Origin of the sequence: Flavobacterium sp., assembly GCF_040402955.1 — a bacterium.
Taxonomy (GTDB): domain Bacteria; phylum Bacteroidota; class Bacteroidia; order Flavobacteriales; family Flavobacteriaceae; genus Flavobacterium.
In genome coordinates this window covers 1-19,119 of sequence record NZ_JBBALQ010000026.1, presented here as the reverse complement: position 1 = coordinate 19,119, position 19,119 = coordinate 1, and the positions used below count along the sequence as shown (strand labels likewise).

20 protein-coding genes are annotated in these 19,119 nt (G+C 30.1%); 1 reads left to right on the top strand and 19 read right to left on the bottom strand.

The window, feature by feature from the left end; all coding sequences use genetic code 11:
* Nucleotides 1-141 precede the first annotated feature (141 nt).
* Complete coding sequence (locus ABWP78_RS08885) at nt 142-693, bottom strand: sugar transferase (RefSeq protein WP_353170651.1); 552 nt, start codon at nt 691-693, stop codon at nt 142-144.
* Nucleotides 694-711: 18 nt separating this feature from the next.
* Nucleotides 712-2,601, bottom strand: a complete 1,890-nt coding sequence (locus ABWP78_RS08880; RefSeq protein WP_353170649.1) for a polysaccharide biosynthesis protein — start codon at nt 2,599-2,601, stop codon at nt 712-714.
* A 117-nt stretch (nt 2,602-2,718) separates the two neighbouring features.
* On the opposite strand from ABWP78_RS08880, the gene ABWP78_RS08875 reads away from it, so the two are divergent.
* The gene (locus tag ABWP78_RS08875) at nt 2,719-3,267 is read left to right on the top strand and encodes a DUF3575 domain-containing protein (RefSeq protein ID WP_353170648.1); all 549 of its coding nucleotides are present in this window, start codon (nt 2,719-2,721) and stop codon (nt 3,265-3,267) included.
* Nucleotides 3,268-3,476: 209 nt separating this feature from the next.
* On the opposite strand, the gene ABWP78_RS08870 is transcribed toward ABWP78_RS08875, so the two are convergent.
* From ABWP78_RS08870 to ABWP78_RS08790, 17 genes are all read right to left on the bottom strand, one after another.
* The gene (locus ABWP78_RS08870; protein WP_353170646.1) at nt 3,477-4,622 is read right to left on the bottom strand and encodes a DegT/DnrJ/EryC1/StrS family aminotransferase; all 1,146 of its coding nucleotides are present in this window, start codon (nt 4,620-4,622) and stop codon (nt 3,477-3,479) included.
* A gap of 6 nt (nt 4,623-4,628) precedes the next feature.
* Nucleotides 4,629-5,276 carry an acetyltransferase gene (locus tag ABWP78_RS08865; protein WP_353170644.1) on the bottom strand — a complete coding sequence of 216 codons (648 nt, stop codon included), beginning with the start codon at nt 5,274-5,276 and terminating at the stop codon, nt 4,629-4,631.
* Entirely contained in the window at nt 5,273-5,878 is a 606-nt protein-coding gene (locus tag ABWP78_RS08860) for an MBL fold metallo-hydrolase (protein WP_353170642.1), read from the bottom strand. The genes ABWP78_RS08865 and ABWP78_RS08860 overlap by 4 nt, the downstream gene beginning before the upstream one ends.
* Entirely contained in the window at nt 5,859-6,569 is a 711-nt protein-coding gene (locus ABWP78_RS08855) for an SDR family oxidoreductase (RefSeq protein ID WP_353170640.1), read from the bottom strand. The genes ABWP78_RS08860 and ABWP78_RS08855 overlap by 20 nt, the downstream gene beginning before the upstream one ends.
* Entirely contained in the window at nt 6,569-6,781 is a 213-nt protein-coding gene (locus ABWP78_RS08850; RefSeq protein WP_353170639.1) for an acyl carrier protein, read from the bottom strand. The genes ABWP78_RS08855 and ABWP78_RS08850 overlap by 1 nt, the downstream gene beginning before the upstream one ends.
* A gap of 2 nt (nt 6,782-6,783) precedes the next feature.
* A complete protein-coding gene (locus ABWP78_RS08845; RefSeq protein WP_353170637.1) occupies nt 6,784-7,848 on the bottom strand; it encodes a 3-oxoacyl-ACP synthase III family protein in 1,065 nt (354 codons plus the stop codon).
* A complete protein-coding gene (locus tag ABWP78_RS08840) occupies nt 7,838-8,854 on the bottom strand; it encodes a GNAT family N-acetyltransferase (RefSeq protein WP_353170636.1) in 1,017 nt (338 codons plus the stop codon). Before ABWP78_RS08840 ends, ABWP78_RS08845 begins: the two co-directional genes overlap by 11 nt.
* Nucleotides 8,855-10,369, bottom strand: a complete 1,515-nt coding sequence (locus ABWP78_RS08835) for an amino acid adenylation domain-containing protein (RefSeq protein ID WP_353170634.1) — start codon at nt 10,367-10,369, stop codon at nt 8,855-8,857.
* 204 nt (nt 10,370-10,573) lie between these two features.
* A complete protein-coding gene (locus ABWP78_RS08830) occupies nt 10,574-11,179 on the bottom strand; it encodes a sugar transferase (RefSeq protein WP_353170632.1) in 606 nt (201 codons plus the stop codon).
* 1 nt (nt 11,180) lies between these two features.
* Nucleotides 11,181-12,107, bottom strand: coding sequence for a glycosyltransferase (locus ABWP78_RS08825; protein WP_353170630.1), 927 nt, complete (start codon nt 12,105-12,107; stop codon nt 11,181-11,183).
* A gap of 1,003 nt (nt 12,108-13,110) precedes the next feature.
* Nucleotides 13,111-13,794 carry an alkanesulfonate monooxygenase gene (locus ABWP78_RS08820; protein ID WP_353170628.1) on the bottom strand — a complete coding sequence of 228 codons (684 nt, stop codon included), beginning with the start codon at nt 13,792-13,794 and terminating at the stop codon, nt 13,111-13,113.
* A complete protein-coding gene (locus ABWP78_RS08815) occupies nt 13,795-14,400 on the bottom strand; it encodes an LbetaH domain-containing protein (RefSeq protein WP_353170626.1) in 606 nt (201 codons plus the stop codon).
* Nucleotides 14,401-14,468: 68 nt separating this feature from the next.
* Nucleotides 14,469-14,885 (bottom strand): adenylyltransferase/cytidyltransferase family protein, encoded by a 417-nt coding sequence (locus ABWP78_RS08810; protein WP_353170625.1) that lies wholly within the window; start codon nt 14,883-14,885, stop codon nt 14,469-14,471.
* A gap of 114 nt (nt 14,886-14,999) precedes the next feature.
* A complete protein-coding gene (locus ABWP78_RS08805; RefSeq protein WP_353170623.1) occupies nt 15,000-16,055 on the bottom strand; it encodes a lipopolysaccharide biosynthesis protein in 1,056 nt (351 codons plus the stop codon).
* A 141-nt stretch (nt 16,056-16,196) separates the two neighbouring features.
* Complete coding sequence (locus ABWP78_RS08800) at nt 16,197-17,474, bottom strand: nucleotide sugar dehydrogenase (protein WP_353170621.1); 1,278 nt, start codon at nt 17,472-17,474, stop codon at nt 16,197-16,199.
* Between the two features lie 119 nt (nt 17,475-17,593).
* Nucleotides 17,594-18,100 carry an ArsR family transcriptional regulator gene (locus ABWP78_RS08795; RefSeq protein ID WP_353170620.1) on the bottom strand — a complete coding sequence of 169 codons (507 nt, stop codon included), beginning with the start codon at nt 18,098-18,100 and terminating at the stop codon, nt 17,594-17,596.
* Nucleotides 18,101-18,519: 419 nt separating this feature from the next.
* Nucleotides 18,520-18,978, bottom strand: a complete 459-nt coding sequence (locus ABWP78_RS08790; RefSeq protein ID WP_353170619.1) for a UpxY family transcription antiterminator — start codon at nt 18,976-18,978, stop codon at nt 18,520-18,522.
* Nucleotides 18,979-19,119 lie beyond the last annotated feature (141 nt).

Genomic DNA, 19,119 nt, shown 5'->3' with positions numbered 1-19,119 from the left:
AATTTACTTTAATTTTTGTAAATCCTAAATAAAGTACAAACATAGGATGACAAAGAGACAATGTGCCAATGTGCCAATGTGGTAATATGGCAATGAAGCAATAAGTGAATGTGGTAATTAGAGCTAACTTAGTGCTAATTACTAATTCCTTTTCGCAATAAATGAATCTACATCAAAAGAAATGGGAAACAGGGTGTAAAAAAGGATTTGTAAGTCCATTACAAATGTGCGGTTTTGGGCGTACCATTTGTTTATTCTTACTTTGTCTGGCCAAATGACCTCATCGTTATACTTTTGTGGGTTGGTTTGTTGGGATAGGATTTGTTCTTCGTTGCGGTATTTTATAGAGGCAAGTCCGGTAACGCCTGGTTTTAGAGTTAGTAGTATTCTGTCTGCTCCTACTAATTCATCTGCATAGCCAAGAACGTCTGGGCGAGGGCCTACAAAAGTCATTTGACCTTTTAAAATATTAAGAAGTTGCGGAAGTTCGTCTAACTTGGTTTTTCGTAACATTCGTCCCCAAAAAGCGGTTTTATTTGTTTTTGAATGAAGGGTTCGTAACTTATAAATCAGAAATGATTTTCCGTGTTGCCCAATTCGCTCTTGTGTAAAAAACCCATTTGATTGTGTGTCAATTGCTGTGATTCCTAACACTAAAAATAAAAAACCTATACCGATTAATAAAATTGTCATAATATTGTTTACCAATTTTTATTCTTGTGGTGTTTGAATAAATTCGGGTACCATTTCTTTGATTACATCAATCAGTGCTTCTTTTGTTTCAAATGAATTGTCTTTTATTTTGACTAAAAACTCGCTAACGCTTTCAAAACAGGGCACAGGATCTTGTGCAATTAGAATTTTTGAATGATACGTTGGTAATGTTTTTGAGGAATCTGACAAGAGTTCTTCATATAGTTTTTCCCCAGGTCGTAATCCAGAATATATAATATCAATGTCCTTATAGGGTTCTTTCCCGCTTAAACGAATCATTTTTTCTGCTAATTCTCTTATTAGTATTGGTTTTCCCATATCAAAAACAAAAATCTCGCCTCCAGCACCCATCGTTCCTGCTTCTAAAACCAACTTACACGCTTCTGGAATAGTCATGAAAAATCTATTGATTTCTGGATGTGTTACAGTTATTGGTCCGCCATTTTTAATTTGTTCTTCGAAAAGATTTACTACTGATCCATTTGAACCTAGTACATTTCCAAAACGGGTTATGATAATTTGAAGTTTTTCGTCACTTTTTTGTTGGTAGAAGTTTGATTGAACTATAATTTCAGCCAATCGCTTAGAGGCGCCCATAATATTTGTAGGGTTTACTGCTTTATCTGTAGATACAAAAACAAAGCGCTTTGAACCAAATTTTAGTGCTGCATCTAACACATTTTTAGTGCCAAAAACATTAACTTTTATGGCTTGCATAAAGTTATTTTCTAAAACAGGTACATGTTTGTATGCCGCGGCATGAAAAACTATTTCGGGTTTGTATTTTTCAAAAACCGATTGAACTTCTTTTGTATTGGTTACATCCACTAATTCATATTCGCAAGTAATTTGCGGAAATGCGGCTGCCATTTTAAGCTGAATGCTGTTTAAAGGTGTTTCGGCTTGGTCTACTATTACAATTCGGTGTGGATTGAATTTTGCAATTTGATTGACAATTTCGCTACCTATAGATCCTGCACCACCTGTTATTAAAACGGTTCTTTCTTTGAAGGTTTCAATTACGTTTGGATTATCAATACTTATGGTGTCTCTAAACATCAATTCGTTAATGGTGTATTTTTTTAATGATTTGGCAGAACTTACCTCGGAATCCAAGTCGCTTACCAACTTCGTATTATACACATTAATTTTAACTCGTAAACAATCATTTAAAAATTCTAATTCTTCTTTTTCTGGCAAAAAATCCTTAATTAATACTACGTGTTTGATTTTATTGTATCGAAGTATGGAAATAATGGAATTTGTTTTTGCAATGACAGGAATTCCTAATATATTTTTATTATTTAATCGTTTATTTTTATCTATAAAGAACTTTAATTTAAAGGTAGAAGAGTCATTTAATAGCGTATCCCCTAATGCAATAGTAGTACTATTTACGCCAATAATTACAATTTTTTTTGCTTTATTATATTTATCATCACCTGTAAAGTATTTAAATAATGTTTTAATAAAAATTCTAAAAGAAACTAAACTAAAACATATAACTAGTGTTGATAATAAAATGGTCATTAACACAAAAACGTGTGTGTTGTATATTAAAAAGTATATCGTATCAAAAGCGGCAATTGTTAAAAATGTGGAAAAGACCGCTTTAAAAATTCGAATCGCATCCTGTAAAGTCGAATATCGAATGATCCCTGTATATGTTTTAAAAATAATAAAATAAAAAAGCAACACACTTACAAGTATTGCTAGTCTTTCAACTACTTGGAGTACATTAAAAAATTCGACTCCTATAATTTTAAAAATAGCATAATTTGTGGTTGCCACTAAAGCCGAAATAATAAAATCGATTACTAAAATTGACCAATTAGGTAAAAAAGTTAATTTTTTTAAATTAATAAAGGCTCTTATTTTATGTTGCATTTTAGGGGAAATTACTTCAAACAAAGTTATGCTTTTTTTGATTAAAAAAATTTATTGTTGTTTTATTTACATTCTTGTTGCTAGAATAAATACTTATATTTACAAAAAATTTAAAATATGAAACGTTTTTTAGTTGGTTGCTTTATGTTGTTTTTTATAGGTGGTGTTGGGCAGCAACGGGTTCATGTAAATGCTGCAACCACGCTACTTGGCTTTCCTTCAGTTGGTTACGAAAAAGGATTAGGTAAACGTTTTAGCTTTCATATTGATGCTATTGGATCTACATTTAATCGCTATCATAACATGCCTTTAAAGTTTTTAATTATTACTCCAGAAATTCGTTATTATTCGAAGCCTGAACTTACGGGTTTTTATGTAGGAGGACATATTGGAGGAAGTACGTTTCATCTTCAAAAATACAATTATGCAAATAGCAATCTGTATCAAAAAGGATATAATTACATGGCCGGAATTAGTATTGGTTATGTGTATGCCGTAACCGAAAAGTTTGGTTTAGAAGCGTTTGTTGGGGGTGGTACGATTCAAAGTTTTTATAAAGGATACGATAGTACTACTGGTATTCGCTATGAAGATGCCGATAAATTTAATAAAAGTGGCGAATGGTTGCCGTATCGTGGTGGAATGAATTTGATTTGGAAAATTTGAGTTAGAATTTTAGATTGTTAGATCTTTAGATTTTTAGATTGATAAAGTGGGGATTTGGGATTTACGATTTGGGATTTACGAAAACTGAATGCTTTAACCGCATGGTTCGCGAAGTTTTTCGCAAGGAACGCAAAGGGAATTATCTAATACGTAAGTTTTGAAATAAAAAATGAAATAAACAATAAAAAAACCGCCATCTGGTGGTTTTTTTATTGGTGTTTGAAAATAGTATGTATTGCTTTTTTTATTCGGGTGCGATCCTCATCGGTAAGATTAGAACCAGAGGGTAAGCACAATCCGTTTTCGAATAAATTTTCTGCTACTGTTTTGCCGTAATAAGGGTAGTTGAAGAAAATAGGTTGCAAATGCATGGGTTTCCATAACGGACGGGATTCTATGTTTTCGGATTCTAAGGCTAATCGAAGGGTTTCTCTTGTGATGCCTTTGGTTTTATTTTCGTCAATAATAATGGCACTCAACCAATAATTGGCAAAATAATCGTCGTTTGGCGTAGAAAATACTTCCACACCTTCAATCGATGCAAAAACTGCTACATAAAAATCGTGCATTTGTCTGCGTAAGGCCACATGCTTGTCTAAGACTTCCATTTGACCTCGTCCAATTCCTGCACAAATGTTACTCATACGGTAATTGTAGCCAATATGGCTGTGTTGGTAATGTGGCGCGTTGTCTCTTGATTGCGTAGCATAGAAAATGGCTTTTTCTTTTAGTGCTGCTGTTTGCGTCACTATGGCTCCACCACCCGAAGTGGTAATGATTTTATTGCCGTTAAATGACAAAATACCAATATCCCCAAATGTACCACATTTTTGCCCTTTGTAAGAACTCCCTAAAGCTTCTGCGCTATCTTCAAGAATTGGAATAGTATATTTATCTGCAATTTCTCTTATTGATTCTATTTGATACGGCACGCCATATAAATGTACAGCAATAATTGCTTTAGGTTTCTTGCCTTTTTGAATTCGATCTTGAATGGCTTGCTCTAAAGCAACAGGACAAATGTTCCAAGTCTGCTCCTCGCTATCTATAAAAACAGGCGTGGCGCTAAGATATAAAATTGGATTTGCCGATGCCGAAAAAGTCATGCTCTGGCAAATTACCTCGTCTCCCGCTTGCACATCCAATAAAATTAACCCTAAATGGATAGCGGCTGTTCCAGAACTTAAAGCCCCAACGTGGGTTTGATTGCCTAAATAGTTTTCTAAGTCTTGTTCCAGTCCATTTACGTTTGGCCCTAAAGGCGCTACCCAATTGGCATCAAAGGCTTCTTTAATGTATTGTTGTTCGGTTCCTCCCATGTGCGGCGAGGAAAGCCATATTTTTGAGTTATTCATTATGTATCATTCTTTTGGTATAACCAACACTCTTTCCTTAAACCTTTGAAAAAATGTGGAATTTGAATCAATATTCTTTTCTATCACCATATTTGGTGCAATTACATTATAATCTCCTACTGAAACACTTGGTATAGTAGCAACATTAAGACTAAAAAAATTATTATTTCCAATTTTTGTGTTTCCAGAAAGCCCAATATTTGGACAAAATACATTGTTATCACCAATAATTGAATCATGACCTACACTGGATTTGTTATTAAAAGTATTAAAACTACCAATAATTACATTTGGTCCTATTTGAGAATATGGACAAATAATATTACCTTCTCCAATAACCGCTGTTCTAAATACTCTAGCCGTATGATGTTTAAAATTCGAGAAAACTATATTTTTTTTCTTATAAAAATCAATTATACTGCTTCTCAATTTGATATTATTAATTGACAAAATTAATTCAATTTCATCGGTTATTTTATCATAATAAATCCCTCCTAATAATGGGTAGCTTAATTTTGATTTATTATAATTTTCTTTTGAATCATCTAAATAACCAATGATTTGAAAACAATTTTCTATTAAGTTATTTTCAAATATATACTCTTCTAATTCTGCGGCTTGAGAGCCTGCGCCAATTATTATTACTTTTTTCATATTATCCATTCATTATAACAAAATAAATCTCCATGTCCTGGAAGCACAATTGTATTTGAATCAATTATTTTATTAAGATTATCTACCGATTTTATAAATTCATTTCTATTTCCACCTGGCAATTTAAAAACTAAATTTTTTTTTTCTATAATTGAATCCCCACCAAATAAAACATTATCATAAATAAAACAATAAGATTCCACGCTATGCCCAGGAGTTTTAATTATTTCAAGATAATGCTCTGAAGTAATTAAATTCGGTTTTGTTTCTATTGGATCATCATAAAAATATGACAAGTTTTTTCTAGTGTCTTTCAACGCGTCGTTAAAATTTTCACTTGGAGAAAAAAAGCATGTTTTTTCTAATTCAAAAATTCTATTTGCATGATAATGATGATCAAAATGTTCGTGTGATATGTAAACAGTTTTATTAATCCCCTTGTATTTATTTAACCATTCAAACACTTTATCATCTAATTTTCCTGGATCAATTATTATTAATTTATCCTCTTCTACAATAAAATAAGTACAAACATTAAATAATTTAGAAACACATCTATAAAATGTTGCCCTTTTATTTAAATTACAAAACAGTGGCTCCACCATCAATTATTACTTCTTGGCCTGTCATCCATATATCCTTCTCTAACAAAAACAAAACCCATTCGTTCAAAACGCTCGAATTAGACAATCCTAGAGGAATATGAGAATTTAACGTTTCTTCTATCCCTTTAATTATAAATTCTGTAGTTTTGGTAACAACTGCTCCAATAACTAAACAGTTAACTTTTATTGGATTTAACTCAATAGCTAAAGACTTTGTCAAACCAATTAATGCGCTTTTTGCAGCTGCATAAACTGCATAACCCGCCTTACCTCTTTTAGTTGAAATACTAGAAAAAAATAATATGTTTTTTAGCTCTGATTTAAACTCTTTCTTACTCAAAACGCTTATTATTTCAATTGCGGAAAAAACATTAACCTGAAAAGATTTTAATGTGTTTTCTTTTTTTTGCAATCTAATGGGCGAAATTGAAAAATCTCCGCCTACATGAAGAAAATGATTTATTTTTATTTCAAATTTTCTTAGGAAAGATTCTAAAGACTCCGATATATTTTCATTTATAAAATCACAACACCAAATTAAATGATTTTCACCATATAGTTTATTACTTTGATTTAATAATTTGTTGTTATCTCTCCCAGATAATATTATTCTATATTTTTTTGATAAGAATAAAGCCAATTCCTCGCCAATTGATGATGTAACTCCGGTTAAAAGAATTGTTTCCATCAGTTTAAAATAAAACTTACTAAATCATTTATAGATTTAAATTCTTTTATTAAATCATTAGTTAGTTTTTTATTATAATCTGAATGTGCTAAAGCAATAATGGATAACGCGGTTAACGAATCCCATTCATCAAAACTTTCTAATTCATCACTTAAAGAAACTTGGTCAACCTCAAGTATTTCGGCTAATTTATCTAATAATTGTTCTTTCATATTTAATAATTTATTATTTCACAAAACTCTAAATTTTCTAACTTACAATTGATTAAACTCCATGTTAAACCAACTCCAAATCCTCCTAAACAAACTTTATAACTTCCTTTCAATGAACTTTTACCTAAATTTTCACATATTGTTAAAGGAACTGTGTTATTACTTCCGTTGCCATATTTTTCACAAATATTATTTGGCATTTTTTCATAAGGTATTTCCAACTTTTCAGCTAATTTTTCTAACATGAATTTATTGGGTTGATGAAAAAAATAGTAATCAAAAAATGATTTGTCTATTTTTAATTTTTCAAACATTTCGTATAATAATTCAGGTACTTTAGTTTGAACAAAATTGAATACTTCATCTCCTTTCATAACTAAATCATTTAACGACCTATAATTACCCGCTGCATCCTGAACCAATTCGGAAGTTTTTTCATCAGATGGAAATTTAAAGCCTCCTGCTGGTATTTGCAAACTTAATGCTCCCGAGCCGTCCATTTTCAAAAATATATCTATTGTCTCATCATTTTCACAATTCTCAATTATAGTAATAGAAGCTCCGTCTCCAACTAATGGCCTGCTGTTCCTATCTTTAATTGATACTTTTTTACTTAAAACATCTGCATTTAGCAATACTACTTTGTTTATTGCACCGGTATCTAACAACATAAATGATTGCATAAGACCTACCTCAAAACCTGCACATCCTTGATTAATATCCAAACAAATTACATCATCTGACAAATTCAAATTCCCCGCAATAATATTACTTGTAGCTGGAATAAAATGATCCGGAGATTGTGTACAAAGGACTATAGATTGAAATGAATTTTTATCTAGCAAATTATTATCAAATAAATAATTTAATCCATATGTACATAAATCTGATACAGAAGTGTTACTATTTACTATTCTTCTGGAACCGTAGCCCATAATCTTTCCTAGCTTGATAGATTGTTTTTCGGAAAAATTATAATTGCCAATTTCGTCCAAATAATTAATTTCATTACTTGGTAAAACAGACAAAATTCCTGTAATTTTTTTATTTTTAAATTTAAGATGCATTTTTTGACGTCTCTATTAATTTCAGAATTGCTGCTACACTTGAAAAATTTTCTGGAAGAATTAAAGCACCTAATATTTTAACATCAAATTTTGTTTCTAAATCTACTACTAGTGTTATTAAATCAAAAGAATCTAAATAACCCGCCGAAATAAAGTCAATATTTTCGTCATTAAAGTTAAATTCTGGTCTTGCTTCTTCTAAAATTTTAATTATTTCTTCTTTCATTATTTTGCTATTTAGGTATATATGATTATAAATTCTGTCTTTTTTAAAGCCAAATTCGGCATGTTTTTTTATTGAATATTTATTTCTAACATCCAACCAACTCATGTATCGGGTTATATTAGGATTAAAATTTAAACAATGTGTAAAAATCAATTCCCCATAGCCTTTCCCGCGAAATTTCTCCACAACCAGCCAAAAATGTTGCTCGTTACTTTGCCCTTTAGTTTCTGTTACCAAAACAGCCGCAATTTCATTATTTTCTTTAATAATAAATGTGCTATTTTGCCATTCTTTTAACTTATCTAAAGTTGGAATTCTTTCGCTGTATTTATCAAAATTTTGTTCTAATAAAAATAAAATTTCTTCAAAATCGTCTTCTAAAGGTTGTTGCACGCGCGAGTCAAAAACATAGTTTTGATGTGTTGGTTTTATATAATACATTCTAAAGACAGTTCTGTAGTGATAACTACCTTGTGCTTTTAACCATTGATCAACTATAGATATTGTGTCTGTATTTTTTTCTAATGTTAAAAACTCGGTAACAAACCGTGTTTTTTTCCATTCAATTGAATTCTTACTACTTAATGAGGAGTGATTGGCATAGAAAAACATATTTTCGTAATCATATTTTGTTTTTTTAAAAAAGCAAAAAAACTCATTTGTTGATTGATTTTCAAACTTACAAACTTGATTTTCGTCGAATATGTCGCGTTCTAATAATAATGAATTAGTAAAATATTGTTTTTCTTTAATGCTGTTTAAAACCTCTAAGTCCGTCATTTATATTTGATTTTTGAGTTCCAATCTAGCAATTTTTCCATTTGCATTAAATGGAAATTGATCGACATTAATCCACTTTGTTGGAATCATATATTTTGGCAATGTTTTAATTAATTGTTTTCTAATTTCAATACTTGGTTTTTCAGAAATATAAAAGGCTACAATTTGTTTATTTACATCATCATACAAAACACAAGAATTTTTTACACTTTCAATACCTAAAATAGCGTTTTCTATTTCGCCAAGTTCAATCCGATAACCGATATGTTTAATTTGTGAGTCTTTTCTTCCTACAAACATAATCTCATCAAATTCATTTTCATAAACCAGATCTCCTGTTTTATATACTAAATCTGGATAAGAATTATGTGTTGGATTTTGCACAAATGCTTGTTTTGTTTTTTCCGGGTCATTATAATATCCAAAAGCCAAACCAGAACCTCTTATGCATAGTTCGCCAATCTCACCTTTTCTTGAAATTTCACCGTCTTCTTTAACAATAATCGCCTCCATGTTTTTACAAACTTTTCCAATAGGCAAAGACTCGTCGTCTTTAAAATCTCTATTAATAGTATAAAAAGTACAAATTACAGTAATTTCTGTTGGACCATATAAATTAGCATATCGTGCGTTTGGATAGTTTTTTCTCCAATAGTTTAAATGTTTATTTGACATCGCCTCTCCAGCAAAAAATATATTTTGTAAAGTTGTAGGTTTTAAGGCTGAAAAGACGTCAAAATTTGAAACGTTATTTAAAACAGAAGGAACCCAGCAAATTGTGTTTATTTTTTTTTCATTTACAAATTCAATTAATTTTATTGGAAAAGTAAATCGATCCTCTGGAATTATAACCAATTTCGCCCCAGTAAATACCATTAAATAAATGTCCATCGTAGAAACATCAAAATAAAAAGGGACTTGATTGCCAATAATATGTGTTTCATTTATTGAATAGGTGCTTTTGGACCATTGTATAAAATCTATTACGCCTTTTTGAGAAATCAAAACGCCTTTTGGAACGCCAGTTGAACCAGATGTGTAAATAGCATAGATTGGATCTGTGTCTATAATTTTTTCTGAAATTTCTCGAATAACCTCAAATTGCTTTTCTGATGGAATTATATTTACCGCTTCTTCAATCAAAATAATCTCTTCGCTAAAACCGGTATTTTTTAAAATTTCTGAATGATATAAATCTGTTACTATTAAATCAGATTTTAAATTATCTAAAATTTTTGAAATCCTTTCTAATGGCGATTTTGTATCTAGTGGCACATAAAAATTACCACTTTTACAAATTGCTAAAAAAGCGCAAACAGACCACCTGTTTTTTGGTAAAAAAACACCAATAGGTTTTCTATTTAAATTAAATTTTGAGGCAATAAATGAAGCAATCTTATCAGAAAGTTCATTTAACTCAAAAAATGAAATTTCACTTTCATTATCATCAATAGCAATATTGTTTGGAAATTTTTGAACTGTTTGGTTTAAATATGCTAATATGTTTGTATTCATCTATAATAAATTATACAACTACACCTAGTTGATGTATAGTTTTAATAAGTAAAAAATTACCCGTAATTAAAATGCTAAATTACCATTTTTTTTGTTAAAGTATGATAATAAACTTTTAAAAATCTAATCTAAAAAAAGTATAGTTTTGAAAGTTAAATAAAAAATGGGGTTTATAAAGAACTTGGAAAACTAAGCTTGTTTTATTTAGTTTTTCCCATTAAAAGCTTCTGCTGAAACTGAGTTTTCTGAATTTATACCTTCTCGCTTAAAAACTTTATTTACTGTTAAATATAAAATTTTACAATCAAGTAAAAAAGACACATGATTTACATACCAAACATCAAATTCAAATTTTTGAGACCAACTAATTGCATTTCGACCATTTACCTGAGCCCAGCCAGTAATTCCTGGCCTTACTTCGTGTCTCTTTTTTTGAGTTTCATTGTATAAAGGTAAATATTCTGGCAACAAAGGTCTTGGTCCTATTAAGCTCATTTCTCCTTTTAATACGTTAATTAATTGAGGTAATTCATCTAATGATGTCTTCCTTACAAAATTGCCTATTTTTGTTAAACGTTCTGCATCTGAAAGTAATTTTCCATCAGTTGCTTTTTTATCATTCATTGTTTTAAACTTGATAATCTTAAAAATTTTGTTATTTTTTCCTGGTCTTAGTTGATAAAAAAACGGTTTACCTTGGTTAGCAAATAATAAAAATAAAGTAACAATTATCAGAATTGGAGCTGTAATGACAAGAATCACAAATGAAACAAAAAAATCTATAATGGATTTAAAAGCTATGTTATACATTTTAATTTTTAATTTTTAAAGGCGCCATGTTAAGTATAAAAAATTGTATTGCTTTTTTAGTACTTCTCATTAAAGAAAAATTATATCTTAAAATTACATATATTCTGGTAAAATAATTTTTAGTGTATAAAATATAAATATTTGCTTCTTTTGATTCAGGTGGTAATAAATTAAGAAATCCTTTAGATTGAATATAATACCAACCATTTATAATTAATTTTAATCTTTGTTTTATCGCGTAAAATGATAAAGTATTTAATTGGCCGTGCACATTTGAATCATGTATTCTGTATAATATAAAAGCTCGATTGTCAATAAAAACTTTTAAATTATTAGTCCTAGCAATAAAATAAACAAACCAATCATGGGAAAAATATTTCCAATTTAAATAATCTACTTTATTAATATACTCTTTAACTAAATAGATTAATTTTTTAGTCATAACATAAGTACATCCTGCACTACCGCCTTCAAATAGATAATCATATTTTTTTTGGGGATATGATTTTTTAATTAATGATTTAGTTTTCAATTCTTGATTCCATAGTATCAAATTTGAAAAATACAAATTTGAATTCTCCGTTCTCAACTTTTGTCCTGCTTCAAAAAGTTTATTAGGAAGCCAAATATCATCTTGGTCTGCAAAAGCAATAAAATCATGTTTTTCTATTTCATTGTTGTCAATGTTTTTTATTGCTTGTAAAAAGTTATTTGCTGCACTACCTGTTGGTATTCTATTTTTTAAAATTTGAATTTGACTTGTTTTAGACGAGTACTCTGTAACTAAAAAGTCAAAAGTTCCATCATTACTGCAATCATCATAAATGTTTAATGAAACTTGGACTCCTTCTTGAGCTAAAATAGAATCAATTTGTTCTTTAATATATTTTTTTCCGTTAAAAGACGCAAGAATTACTAAAACATTCATAGATGATGGGTATCTATAAAAGTAAAAATAAAATAAGGCAATAATAAGATAATGATTAAATTCAAAACCTTTGTTAAAGCAGGAAAATTATATTTACCTTCAAAATTATTCAATAATAATACTAAAATAATATAAGGAGAAAACCTAAATCCAATAACGGGATTAATAAAAAATGAGATGTAATAAATAATAAATGTTGTTATAATTAATGGGTGAAATAATTTTTTTTTAAAATTTAACCAATTAATAATTAATAATAAAGTAATAAAGCAAAAATAAATTTTATGAAAAACACCAACCTCAGACTCGCCTTCTGTGTAGGCGTCAACTTTGTTTAAAGATTGCTGTAATTCTTCAATACTATCAATTATTGGAAAAACTACAAAAAATAAAATAGGAATAAATAGTAATAATGCTAAAGATAAATATTTAAAATAATTTTTGCTTTTGTAAAATAAAAGCAAAAGAAACGGTGCGGAACTTATGTGCATAAATGGCGAAAAAAATATTTTTCTGTACTGTATAGCTCTAAAACTATAATAAAAAAAATACGAGTAGATAAAATAAACCGGAGCGTTTCTTAATACTACATAACTTGTTAGAAAATAATAAAATACAAAAATTACAACTTTTTTCCAAAGTTCAATATCTTTTCTATAGGCTAACCAAATATAAAAATAAAGACTAATTAGTAAATTAAACCAATAAATACATTCAATTATAATACGTTTATTTGAAGTAAATAATTCGAAGAATTTATATATAATAAATAAATAGGGCTCAGATATTAAAAACGATAAAATATTTTCAGGATTGTTATAGTTATAAAGCTCATAATACCCTATGTAGTCTTTATTTATATCTGTAGGTATAAGTAATCTTAAAACAATGGATAAAAGAATAAATGATAGTAAATAAAATACTTTATTTTGATATTTAATGTGATTTTGACACAAAAAATAATAATTAAAAAATAAGATTGATATAAATATTATTGTTAGTGTCATTTAATCAAAAACAAGATTATAACTAAAGTTATATGCACTAATATTCTGCTTATTGTAAATACCTTAATTTCAAAAAGTCCCTCTTCTTTATCAATTAAACTCATTATTTTTGGATCAATAAATAGAATTAGTAGCAAGGCTCCAAACATATTTATTATTTGAGCAAAAGAACTTAACATTAATGCTTTAGTAGGAAAATAAAAACTAAATATATATAAAAATGAAATACTAAATGAAAACAAAAATCCGGCTAAATAGGATACTGAAAAAAACAACAATGTTGAAGATTTAAAAACACTATTATTTTTTTCAACTGGTTTAAAATGAATAATTTCTATTTTTTTTGATTTGCCAAATAATACATTTAAAATTTTAATAATAAATTTTGAAAAATTTAATATAAACTTAGTGTGAAACAACAAAAGCAAAAATAAAACCACAAATACATGCGTAATTAAAGTAATTTCCCACACTTTATTTTTGTCTTTTACTGTCTCTGTAAGATAAGACATTACGGGAACAAAAATTAAAACAAATGCTCTAGCTGAATATTGAAAAATATTAATTAATGACAAAATATATCGAATATTTTTATTGTCTTGAATATAATACTTTATGTAATATACAGAAATATCAATAAAAATTGAAAAAGCATAAGCCAATGCGGCAATTAAATACATCTATTTATTATTAATATTAACCCATTTATTTGAATCCTGGTCATACGTTTTAATCACTTTAGCTGGTGATCCAACTGCAATAGAAAACGCTGGAATATCTTTTGACACCACACTTGTTGAACCAATAATTGAACCATCGCCAATTGTAACTCCTGGTAAAATAGATACAAATTCACCAATCCAAACATTTCTCCCAATTTTTACTTCCTTTGAATACAATTCTCTCTCAATAGGATGAGTATTAGGGCTTGTCTGATTTTCATTTGTATAATTTCCATGATTATGGTCGGAAATAAAAACTTTAGAAGCAATTAGTGTATTATCTCCAATATAAACCCCTTTAGCTACGGCTATATGAACATAATCATTAAATTGGACATTATCTCCAATGTGAAGTATTGGAGTAAAATTTTTTCTTAAAATAATATCAATTCTTAAATTTACTCCCGTTGTAAGAGATTTGGCTCCTCTTATACCTTTTTTCCCTCTTATATAAAAAGGCAATCTGATTATTCTAGCGCTTGGATAGTAAAGATATGTAAATAATTTATCCCTAAACAGTCTAATCAAACCATATAATCCATATGTTTTATAATGTTTCAGCATATTTTTTTATTAAAGTAATCAAATATAAATAAAATAAGGATTAAAGTTTATTTCTAATTTGATATTTTTTATTTCAACAACCAACTTGATGATTGAATTTTATCACCCAATCCGTCTAGTAAATCTATTCCTAATGCTTCACAAACAGGTGCTTCGGGTATGGAGTTGTTGTTTTGATCGCCACCATTGGCAAAAGCCAGTTGATAGTCATGATGTAATTTTTCGTGGATGTGTTGTATGGTAGCGCAAACAGTGCGGTCTTCATCAATGGAGAGAAATACCTGGTCAACGCTTTTAATATTTGAGACGATAAACACTCGTTCGTCTTCTTTTTGAAATTCTTTACTGCCTTTTAAGGCACGTTGTTTGTCGTTGTTTACTATCACAATAAGGTAATCGCCCAACGCTTTGGCATTATTGAAATACTCGATATGGCCTTTGTGAATGGGATTAAAATATCCGGAGACTATGATGGCTTTTTTCATTTTAGTTTTTTTGTTTCATGTTTCAAGTTTTAGGTTTTAGGTTTTGCTGCGCTTTGTTCGGCTTTGACTAGAATCAAATCTTCAAATTATCAAATTGGCACATTATCTAATTAACTAAAGACTTAACTCTTTAAAAATTCTTCTTACAATCAATCCCAATACGGTTAAAAACCCAGCTAAGATAGCGCCTAATATAATTCCTTTTGCTTTTCCGAATTTTTCCTTTGGTAAGGGTAATATCGGTTGGTCAATGACTTGTATTAATGGGGTTTCTTTACGTAAGGTTACTTTAGCTAACTCGGCTTGTTTTACGATTTCGGTTAGTATGGCGGTGTTTGCTTGTACATCAACTTGGCGTCTGGCTGACGGCACGCGTTTTATGTTTAGAGCTGGATTAAGTCCAAACGTATTGTCGTTAGCTACAGCAACTCCAGTTATGGCGCCGTTTAATTCGCCACGAATGGAATCCGTTTGGCGTACCAAGATGTCCATATTTTCTTTGGCACGTTTGCTTTTGGTTTCGATGTAAAAATCGGTAACCGTATTGGTTAGTGCTAAGGTAAATTGTTGGGCAAAGTATTCGTTGGTACCTTTCATGGTAATCGTACCAATGGCTACTTTTTTGTCTTTTTGCTCCACGGTTAAAGACTCTGAGGATAAGTCTTTATAAATTACTCCAAAAATACTGTCTTGTGCTCTGGTAAATTTAGTTCTATCGGAATTGGGTAAAAAAGTAATGCTTTTTAACACTGGTTTTTCTTCCCAGTTGCCGCGCCACTTTTTATCTTGAATGTACATTTCGGCCAAGGAAATGGTTTTATTGTTTTGTGTTACGGGTGCTAGTAAAGTTTGCTCTACCATCGTACGCGATTTGAACAACTCCATCAAGTTACTTCCAGAAAAAGCACCACCGCTTGATCCTCCTAAATCTAATCCGAATGAACTGGCTAATCCTAATGCCCCTCCAAGTCCGCCGGACGCTTTTCCGTCTTCTACAGCGTAAGAAAGTGAAGCGGTATAAATGGGTTTTTTATAAAAAGAATAACCAAGCCCTAATACAGCACCTATACTTCCTGCTAAGACTATTGTTTTCGACTTAGAAAGTAAAAACGTGAACCATTCTTTGGTTTTAAGAAGGAGTTCTTTTAAGGTGATTTCGTCGTTTTCCATATGTTTTAAATTAGAAGTCTAAATTTAGAATCTTTACTTTTTATTTTTGTTATATCACAAAGTTTCGCAAAATTATCGCAAAGTTTCACAAAGTTTTTTTTAAAATTGGCACATTGTCTAATTGGCACATTGACTAATTAACTACAATCTCCAATAATTTTTGAAGTCATTTTTATTTAGGACGCCTTTAATGTCAAATAAATATACGGGGCCATTTGATAGGTTCTCGAAATCGTTTGGTGTCATGTTGCGATAGGCCTGATGCCCTACCGCCAATATAATACTGTCGTATTTTCCTGTTGGACTAGGTTGCAGACTTACATTATAATGTTGTTTCAATTCTATCGCGCTAGCGTTGGGATCAATTACATCTACCTCAACAGAATAGTCTTTTAGTTCCTTTATCAAATCGATTACTTTAGAATTACGAATGTCAGATACTTCTTCTTTAAACGTAATTCCCATCACTAAGACTCTGGACTTTCCTGGGTTTTTATCTTGTTCAATTAATGATTGTACCACCCTTTTGGCAATAAAAGTCGGTATAAAATCATTTACTCTTCGCCCTGCAGCAATGACTTGAGGGTCGATGCCGATTTTCTTCGCTTTGTGCATTAAATAAAATGGATCGACACTAATACAATGTCCACCCACTAAACCCGGTTGGTATTTGTGAAAATTCCATTTTGTTCCTGCGGCTTCTATTACGGCTTGGGTATCGATTCCCATTTTATCAAAAATAATAGCCAATTCATTCATTAATGATATGTTGATGTCGCGTTGCGTATTTTCTATTACTTTGGCAGCTTCAGCTACTTTTATCGAAGGTGCATGATGTAAACCTGCTTGAATAATGGAACCATACACAGCCGCAATTTTTTCAAGTGCTTCAGAACTGTTTCCTGATACAATTTTTAAAATTTTAGTAACTGTTTTTACTTTATCACCTGGAACAATTCGTTCTGGACTGTAGCCAAAATGAAAATCGATACCTGCTTTTAAACCGCTGTGTTTTTCTAAAACAGGTACACAATCTTCTTCAGTACAGCCCGGATATACGGTTGATTCATATACTACGGTGTCGCCTTTTTTTAGTATTTTTCCAATGCTTTTTGATGCACTTAACAAAGGTTTTAAATTAGGCACTTTGTTTTTATCGATGTCTGTTGGTACGCCGATAATGTGAAAATTGGCATCTTTAACTTCTTCAAAATTAGAAGTAAACGTGATGTTTGTATTTTCAAAAGCGGCTGCCGTTAATTCGTTGGAAGGATCAGTACCATGTTGCATTAAAGCTACTCGTTCTTTGTTGATATCAAAACCAATGACTTTGTATTGCTTAGCGAATTCTAATGCTAAAGGCAATCCTACATAGCCTAGTCCGGTTACGGATACTATTATGTTATTTTCAGTTTCCAAATTTTTAATTTAAATATCTTTTACTTATAGATTAATTGACTAATTGACTTATTAACTCCATGGCTTCGCCTGGTCAGTCCCATTTTTGAGCTAACAATTTTACTTTTAAACCTAATGGTTTATTCCTGTTCGAAAACTAATAAACCATCACCTTCAAATCGATTTGTAATTTGAAAAATGATGGCTTTATTTATTTCGTTTTCAATTTTTGGCTTCAATTGTTCCAAATAAAATTGATCTACCCTATCACCTTCGATTACTACTTCAATTGTTCCCGAGTCAATTCCTTTGGTATAATCGCCCACTAAAAAAACGCGATTTACTTCTCCTATCCTCTCCACTACTGCTTCAATGATATCATCTAACCCAATGTGTTTTCGCACAATTTGCTGCAATAATGAGAAAAATGGATGTTTTTTGTTTGCGCGATAAATAATTTTGGACTCCTGTTCTTCTCTCAAAATATAGCCTGCATCAGCCAAATTATTCAATTCTTTGCGTATGGCATTGGTGTTTTCGTGCATTTCTGTTGCCAATCCTCTTAAATAACCTTCATTGGCTGCGTTAATGAAAAACTTCACTAACAGACGTAATCGGGTTTTAGATGTTATTAAATTAGCTAACACTGATTTTTATTTTGTATAACAAAAGTACTCGTTTTTTTTTATTTTCAAACTTTTAACAAATAAAAAGTAATAATTGCCCGTTGTGTTAATTAACTTTTAAAATAATTTCGACATAAATTTTCAGATTTTTCGTGTTGCCTTTTAGATTTAATTCATCCCAATAATTATCGGGTTCTCTATGAGAAACTAATTTTTTCGCTTGCTATTTAGGTGTTCTAGAATTTGAGATAAAAATAAAATAATTAATACCAATTTTAATAATTAGACCAAACGGTTTATTGAGTTTATTCTCAAGCTGGCCGTAAAATGATAGAAGAAAATTCAAATTCAAAAACATAATATTTTATATACATTATTCTATTACAAATATGTGAAAAAACGTTTTAGTGCAACCAACAAAATATAGGCTTAATAAAAAATTATTTTTCTAGTGTAAGTAAAATGCCTAAGGACTCTAAAACAAGTTGAATTTTAGAATTTGTAGTGTTTTTTATTACACCTTCTTGTCCTTTAAAGAATCCAGAAGGAACAATCAACTTATCGCCTCTTTGTAAAGCGGTTTGTATTACGGAAGAGTAATCTTGTGAAAGATGCTCTTTTAATAAATCTATTTCTGCTTCTCTAATTATGGCGGGTTTCCCCAACCAAAACACATATCTAACCACTCCAGACACATCAAAAACTTCATTTCGCCTGGGTTCGGTAAGTTTTACAAACACATAAGAAGGTAATACCGGGATGGAGACTTTTTTAGTTCTGTCACTCCACTGTTTCATGGAAGTAACCATTGGGCAATAGGCCTCAATGCCTATAGTTTCTAGTTTATCAGCAACTTTTTTTTCACTTCGGGGTTTGGTGTAAATGGCATACCAGTTCATCGTACAAATATACTTTTTTTTATAATTAATGAATGTGCAAATTATAAAATGCCTTTTTATAAGCAGTAATAGAACAGTAAATATACTAACCCGTTGTGCATTATTAAACGAGATTTATTTTTAAGTTGTTAATATTTCTTT

Bases quoted from the DNA above. Each gene is read 5' to 3' on its own strand.
- ABWP78_RS08825 (WP_353170630.1), bottom strand. From the start codon at position 12,107: ATGAATGTTTTAGTAATTCTTGCGTCTTTTAACGGAAAAAAATATATT.
- ABWP78_RS08875 (WP_353170648.1), top strand. From the start codon at position 2,719: ATGAAACGTTTTTTAGTTGGTTGCTTTATGTTGTTTTTTATAGGTGGT.
- ABWP78_RS08840 (WP_353170636.1), bottom strand. From the start codon at position 8,854: ATGACGGACTTAGAGGTTTTAAACAGCATTAAAGAAAAACAATATTTT.
- ABWP78_RS08820 (WP_353170628.1), bottom strand. From the start codon at position 13,794: ATGTATTTAATTGCCGCATTGGCTTATGCTTTTTCAATTTTTATTGAT.
- ABWP78_RS08880 (WP_353170649.1), bottom strand. From the start codon at position 2,601: ATGCAACATAAAATAAGAGCCTTTATTAATTTAAAAAAATTAACTTTT.
- ABWP78_RS08815 (WP_353170626.1), bottom strand. From the start codon at position 14,400: ATGCTGAAACATTATAAAACATATGGATTATATGGTTTGATTAGACTG.
- ABWP78_RS08835 (WP_353170634.1), bottom strand. From the start codon at position 10,369: ATGAATACAAACATATTAGCATATTTAAACCAAACAGTTCAAAAATTT.
- ABWP78_RS08850 (WP_353170639.1), bottom strand. From the start codon at position 6,781: ATGAAAGAACAATTATTAGATAAATTAGCCGAAATACTTGAGGTTGAC.
- ABWP78_RS08865 (WP_353170644.1), bottom strand. From the start codon at position 5,276: ATGAAAAAAGTAATAATAATTGGCGCAGGCTCTCAAGCCGCAGAATTA.
- ABWP78_RS08810 (WP_353170625.1), bottom strand. From the start codon at position 14,885: ATGAAAAAAGCCATCATAGTCTCCGGATATTTTAATCCCATTCACAAA.
- ABWP78_RS08870 (WP_353170646.1), bottom strand. From the start codon at position 4,622: ATGAATAACTCAAAAATATGGCTTTCCTCGCCGCACATGGGAGGAACC.
- ABWP78_RS08805 (WP_353170623.1), bottom strand. From the start codon at position 16,055: ATGGAAAACGACGAAATCACCTTAAAAGAACTCCTTCTTAAAACCAAA.
- ABWP78_RS08885 (WP_353170651.1), bottom strand. From the start codon at position 693: ATGACAATTTTATTAATCGGTATAGGTTTTTTATTTTTAGTGTTAGGA.
- ABWP78_RS08790 (WP_353170619.1), bottom strand. From the start codon at position 18,978: ATGAACTGGTATGCCATTTACACCAAACCCCGAAGTGAAAAAAAAGTT.
- ABWP78_RS08830 (WP_353170632.1), bottom strand. From the start codon at position 11,179: ATGTATAACATAGCTTTTAAATCCATTATAGATTTTTTTGTTTCATTT.
- ABWP78_RS08845 (WP_353170637.1), bottom strand. From the start codon at position 7,848: ATGCATCTTAAATTTAAAAATAAAAAAATTACAGGAATTTTGTCTGTT.
- ABWP78_RS08855 (WP_353170640.1), bottom strand. From the start codon at position 6,569: ATGGAAACAATTCTTTTAACCGGAGTTACATCATCAATTGGCGAGGAA.